Raw genomic sequence first — 6,548 nt, forward strand, 5'->3', positions numbered from 1 at the left:
ACGATATGCAAGCTCCAGCAGTAGCAGAAGAAAAACTTAATTCACTGTCCGGAATTAGTTGACCACTACATTACTAGCATATACAAATAATGTCAGTTTTCAGCCATCAAATGGCAGAATTGTTCAAACCAAATCCCAACAAAGGGATCCAGCGTTAAAATATCAAATTTAAATTCCTTAAATCTAATGTATGTGTAATCAGTTGAATGGTGGTGTGAATTTTTGACACACAAAACTGGATCGATCCAGAGTTAAAGTACTAATTACACGAGGGAGATAGATGATAGGATGACCGTCAAAAATACCTTACATTACAATTTAACATAATATAAATTATAGGTGCATTTATACAGTATTGCATAACACGTATCTGCATCACTATAATATGTCCAATACTAACCAATATCGGACTTATCATGATTTTACCACTAGTTGATACCTTCAAGCAGCTTAGGTATCAAATTGCTCATCTTGAAGATAATACGCTTGCACATGAATATCCTGAACTGACAAAGTTCTTGGTTAGTCATGGTAAATCACTACCGGTATATAACGAGCTGCAGTTCTTATTTCAGTTTTTGTATATTTACGGTCGTAAGTCTGAAGCAACTTTTAACCGTTTTCGTAATGAGCTGGAACGCTTTTGTTTGTGGTCGTGGCTGGTTGCTAAGAAATCAGTGTTTGAGCTAAAGCGTGAAGACATCGAAGCATATGTAGATTTTGTGGTAGAGCCAGATAAAGCATGGACACAAACTTCTGTACAGTGGCGTTATAAACAAAACCAAGGGGTCCGTCAGGTTAACGAAAACTGGCGACCTTTCGTTCTTAAGGAAAATGGCGCTAGCCAGCAAACGTTGGCAGCAATGTTTACCGCGCTCAATGTATTTTACAAGTTTGCCATTTTAGAAGAAAAATCATTTGCTAACTTTGTTCCAGTGGTTAAGAAAAATAGCCCGTATTTAGTTGTTCAATCGCAAATCAATCTTCCTGATACGCTGAGTGATTTGCAATGGGAATATGTTTTTGGTGTAACACGTGATTTAAGTGAACAGCAGCCGGATCTAGAACGAAATCTTTTCGTATTAGCTTGCTTAAAAGGCTTGTATTTACGCATTTCAGAGCTATCTGACCGCCCTCATTGGTCACCCGTAATGAGCCACTTTTGGCAAGATCAAGATGACTTTTGGTACCTAAGAATTATGGGTAAAGGCAATAAGCTAAGGGATGTAACGCTTAGCGAAGACTTTATCAGTTATTTAAAGCGTTACCGGCAGTATCGGGGGTTAAGCGCCCTACCTCGCGTTGATGAGCCCTACCCAATTGTTCATAAACTAAGGGGCCAAGGTGGTATGAACGTTCGTCAATTACGCCGTATTGTTCAGCAAAGTTTTGACTTAGCAGTGGCTAAACTAAAGGAAGATGGCTTCACGGAAGAGTCAGAGCAACTCGAAGCCGCAACTTCACACTGGCTAAGGCATACAGGTGCAACGCATGATGCACAACACCGCCCGCTAAAACATCTTTCAGAAGATTTAGGTCACGCCAAAATTGCAACAACGGATCAAATTTATATTCAAACCAATATTAAAGAGCGTGCCAAATCGGGCTTAAAACGGAAGATTTAAATATAAGAAAAAGGACATTCGAGAACGTCCTTTTGAGTCTTCAAAGAATAAGTGCACTATGCTAAAATTCACTTACGCTTAAAGCGTACAATCAGCTCGTGCATTTCTTTTGCGGTCGATTCTAAATCTTTACTCTCTTGATGTACTTTGTCTGCACTATCCAGGCTGTTGTTCGCAAGCTGAGCAATATTCACAACTTGCTGATTAATGTCATCAGACACGGCCGCTTGTTGCTCAACCGAAGTTGCAATTTGCATCGACATATCACTAATCTGGATAACAGCTTGAGTGATTTGTTGTAGCATATCGGTGCTTTGATTCAGCTGTTCAATACCATGGAGCGATTCTTCTTGGCCTTGCTGAGCAATATTTACTGACGCTTGTGTGCTGCTGGTTAGCTCTTCAATAATTGCATGGATCTCTTTCGTCGACTCTTGAGTACGCTGTGCTAGATGTCTAACTTCATCAGCAACTACTGCGAAGCCCCTACCTTGCTCACCGGCTCGCGCAGCTTCAATTGCTGCATTTAGTGCTAGCAAATTAGTTTGCTCAGCGATTTGTTCAATAATCTGTGCGGCTGCCGCAATTTTATCAGTTTGCTTAGAGACACCTTCAACAGAGTTGCGGATCTCGGCAATGGTATTACTTAAATCACCAAAGGCAATTTTAGTTTTATTAGCGATCTGTTCTGTTTGAGAAGTCAAATCAAGGGAGTTTTGAGCATCTTTAGCACTCAATTGCACGCTGTTAGAGACATCGTTGATGGTTGTTGTCATTTCGTTCATTGCGGTGGCAACAAGTTCTGTCTCTGTTTGCTGCTTTTGTAAATCAGCATAGGTGGCTCGCGCTTCTTTACTCGCAGTATGCGCTCCTTTTGATACGTTTTGTGCAGCGTGTTCGACACGCGTGAGAATTGTATCTAAGTGTGCCCTTTCACTCTTTAAACGTACTTGGATTGATGCCATAGTACCATCCCAAGTCGAGTAAACTTGCTCGGATATCTCGTCGCAAAAACTGTGCGCCAACTCAGACTCCAATCGTCTCAGCTGTTCTTTATCGCGCCAAGTCGCATAGGCTGAATATGCGAGCATATTTGCCATCAACCAGAAAAACCCTGTTGACTCAGAAGCAAAATACCAAAACGCTAATGACGAAACGATGTTAAATACCGGCCAAACCACACGTAATTTGGGAAAGCTGAAACTGCTTCCTTTATTAGTAGTTACGTTTGTATAAAGATGGTTTGCCCGTTCAACCGTCGCCCTATCTGGGCAGCTTCTAACCGACTCATAACCAATGACTTTGCCACTTTCTGTTATTGGGGTTACATAAGCATCAACCCAGTAGTGATCACCATTTTTGCAGCGATTTTTTACTATCCCCATCCATGGTTTACCTGTTTTAAGCTGCACCCACATCGTTTGAAACGCTACAGGCGGCATATCTGGATGTCTTACTATATTATGAGGTTGACCAACTAACTCGTCACGGGAAAACCCACTAACATCAATAAATGCTTGATTGCAGTCAATTATCTTACCTTTCAGATCAGTGACAGAGATGAGTTTTACATCGCGAGAAAAGGTTTTTTCTCTTTGGGTTACTGGGTGGTTGGTTCTCATTAGACATGTCCAAAACTAACAAAAAATTGATTTTCCCTTAAAGATTTTCAGAAAAATACGCCCTCAATCTATGAATAGCAATAGAGAAGGGATTAATTAACGATAATTACAACTATAGTGTGACTTAATTTTAGGCGCAAATTGATTTATGCCAGTTTAGATCGAAATTAGGCTTACTCCCGTATAGCCTTTCTTGTAAAATAATCCTATTAAAATGATAATCTAAGGAGCGTTAGGTGTCTCGCTTTTCAGCCATAACAGATAATCCCCATGAAGGCCGATTTAATTCCAAAACGGGTATTCTTATTACAAATTTAGGTAGCCCAGATGCACCAACAGCTAAAGCACTTAGAGTTTATCTCGCTGAGTTTCTTTCCGATCCCCGTATTGTCGAAATTCCAAGACTAATTTGGTTAATAATTTTGCATGGGGTAATTTTACGTATTCGCCCTAAAAAGTCGGCACATGCCTATCAATCAATTTGGACCGAGGAAGGCTCCCCTTTGATAACCATAAGTCGAGCACAAACTGACAAAATAGAAAAGCAGTTACGCAGTGAAGGTTTCGAAGACATCGAAGTTGAGCTTGCTATGCGCTATGGCAACCCATCAATTGAATCAGGGCTTGAGAAGTTAAGAGAGAAAGGCATCACACGAATAATCATCATGCCGCTATATCCCCAATATTCCAGTGCAACGACAGGCTCAACCTTTGATCAGATCTCAAAGGTGCTAAGAGGTTGGCGCTGGGTACCAGAACTACATTTTATTAATGGTTATCACAAACATCCACTTTATATTGAATCTTTAGCTAATTCCATTAGCGAAAATTTTGAGGCGAATGGAGAACCGGATAAATTGGTTTTTTCATATCATGGTACACCAAAACTATTTTTAGATAGAGGTGACCCGTATCACTGTTTTTGTCAGCAAACGACTCGCTTAGTCGTTGAAAAACTCAATCTTGATAAAGAAAAAGTGATGACGACCTTTCAAAGTCGTTTTGGTAAAGCGGAATGGTTGCAACCTTATACGGACAAAACACTTGAGAGTTTTCCGAGTCAAGGTATTAAAAACGTCGCAATTTTAAGCCCAGCTTTTAGTGCCGACTGCTTAGAAACGTTAGAAGAGTTGGAAGTAGAAAACCGCGAGGTCTTTGAGTCTGCTGGCGGTGAAAAGTATCGTTATATTCCTGCACTAAACGACCGTGATGATCACATAAAAGCGATCGTAGCCCTGATAAAACCACTGTTGTAATAAAGACGCTGAAGCAACCGCATTTTTTGAGGTGTGATATAAAAATATCACACCATTATTTTTCTAACGCACTTTGCGTTTGTACAGCAAAAGCATCTGTTGTGAGTAACTTAAGGCAAGCATCTATAGGCTTTGCGGGACTGTAAAAAAATCCTTGAATGTGGTGACAACCGAGCTCTCGTAATTTCTCAAGTTGAGTAAACTGCTCCACCCCTTCGGCTATCACACCAATTCCCAACTTATCACTGAGCTTAATAAGGCAGTCTATCATTACTTGTTTGTTGTAATCAGACATTAAGCTATCGACAAAGCTCTTGTCTATCTTTAGATAATCTACTTGATTTTCTATCAAGTTACTTAATGATGAATAGCCAGTGCAAAAATCATCAAGCGAAACCTTAATACCATGTTCTCTTAGTTGATTCAGCGTTTTCCAAGTATAGCGATTTGTAGCAAGCGATTCAGTAACTTCAATGGTAATTGCTTCATACGGGATCTTGGCTTTTTCGATGGCACAAGTAATTAACTTCACCTGATTAATACTGGCTTTAAACTCGCTAACGGAGCGATTAATAGAGATCCCAACCTCTGTAAAACCAACTTGATGGATCTTTGCTAAGTCTTGGCAGCTGCGCTCAAGTACAAACTGTCCAACTAAATGAATAAGACCAAATTCTTCGGCGATAGGAATGAAAGTACCTGGTGATACCATTCCGTATTCATCATCAAACCAACGCACTAGGGCTTCAAACTTTGTGATGTGGTTAGTATCAGCATTAACGATCGGTTGATAATAAACAGTAAGCGTTCCTTCTTTTAGTGCTTGTTTTAACTTGTCTTTAAGCTTTATTTTATTTAAATAGGCGTTTTGAATGGCCGCATTGTGTAAAGCCACCTGTCCGCGCTCGGTCTTTTTGACGCTATTAAGTGCATGCGCTGCATTTCTGAGTAAATTAGCCGCAGTGATCCGAGAGCCGGCTTCGAGTTGTGCAATACCTGTAGAGCAAGTGACTTCTATGGTAATTTCATTAAATACGTAGGGTTGGGATAGTTTCTGTGAAAGCTTTTTAGCAATCTTAAGCGCGCTTTCTACATCGCTGTGAGTGAGTAATAACGCAAACTCGTCACCACCGTATCTTGCGATAATGTCATTTTGTCGAACCGCATTTTTTAATCTTTTCGCCACAGATATGAGTACTTTATCGCCAATCTCCGGACCAAAGACATCGTTGACTTCTTTAAACCTGTCTAAACCAATGAAAAGCAGTGAACAACTGGTATTGTTACTTCTGGAGCCCGATATTTGTTCCTCCAGTCGCTGCATAAAACTACGGCGATTTAACAGTGCTGTTAAAGGTTCATGGTTAGCATAAAAGGTAAGTTGAGACTCGTTACGCTTCCATTCGGTAATATCTCTAAAAATGCCGACGTAGTTAGCAACTCGACCTTGCTCATCCTTCACCACACTCAGTGTTAATTCCTCAGGATAAATCTGACCATTCTTGCGACGGTTGTGGATCTCTCCTTTCCAATGGCCAACCGTGCTCAACGATGCCCACATGGCTTCATAGAATGATTTATCTTGCTTACCAGATGATAACACCGCGGGGTCTTGGCCCAATAATTCGTAGCCGGTATAACCCGTTAGTCGCTCAAAAGCACGATTCACCATAATGATTTTATTGTCGTTGTTGGTGATCATAATGGCTTCTGTGGCATGCTCGAATACAACGTTGGTAAGTTCGAGCTGCTTATTAAGCGATGAAATATAGCTAATATCTTGAATTGTCGCAGTGAATACAAGTTCATCGCTATGGTGTTCACCAGACTCTACTTGACCAATAACTCTTAATAACCCATGATTTTCCGTGCGAGCGGCCAACGAAACTTGCAAATCAGTATTGCGGACAGCACCTAACCTCACTTTTTCTAATGCAACCCGCAGTCGTTCACTATCTTCTATCGTGAGTTTATCGAGATGTTGTGGTTCAATAAACCCGGACACTATTTTAGGTGGTATCATTACCACTCAACTAGAGGTGTCC

At 40.6% G+C, this 6,548-nt stretch carries 4 protein-coding genes; 2 read left to right on the forward strand and 2 right to left on the reverse strand.

Annotated elements, in window-relative coordinates; genetic code table 11:
* Window positions 1-416: 416 nt before the first annotated feature.
* Window positions 417-1,625, forward strand: coding sequence for a site-specific integrase (locus tag CKO50_RS23405; protein WP_095730101.1), 1,209 nt, complete (start codon window positions 417-419; stop codon window positions 1,623-1,625).
* 68 nt (window positions 1,626-1,693) lie between these two features.
* On the opposite strand, the gene CKO50_RS23410 is transcribed toward CKO50_RS23405, so the two are convergent.
* The gene (locus CKO50_RS23410) at window positions 1,694-3,247 is read right to left on the reverse strand and encodes a PAS domain-containing methyl-accepting chemotaxis protein (RefSeq protein WP_095730102.1); all 1,554 of its coding nucleotides are present in this window, start codon (window positions 3,245-3,247) and stop codon (window positions 1,694-1,696) included.
* A gap of 236 nt (window positions 3,248-3,483) precedes the next feature.
* Between CKO50_RS23410 and hemH the strand changes: the two genes are divergently transcribed.
* Window positions 3,484-4,503, forward strand: coding sequence for a ferrochelatase (gene hemH, locus CKO50_RS23415; protein WP_095730103.1), 1,020 nt, complete (start codon window positions 3,484-3,486; stop codon window positions 4,501-4,503).
* 55 nt (window positions 4,504-4,558) lie between these two features.
* On the opposite strand, the gene CKO50_RS23420 is transcribed toward hemH, so the two are convergent.
* Window positions 4,559-6,526, reverse strand: a complete 1,968-nt coding sequence (locus CKO50_RS23420) for a bifunctional diguanylate cyclase/phosphodiesterase (RefSeq protein ID WP_255231219.1) — start codon at window positions 6,524-6,526, stop codon at window positions 4,559-4,561.
* Window positions 6,527-6,548: the final 22 nt, after the last annotated feature.

The organism is Pseudoalteromonas sp. HM-SA03 (assembly GCF_002289345.1).
Taxonomy (GTDB): Bacteria; Pseudomonadota; Gammaproteobacteria; order Enterobacterales; family Alteromonadaceae; genus Pseudoalteromonas.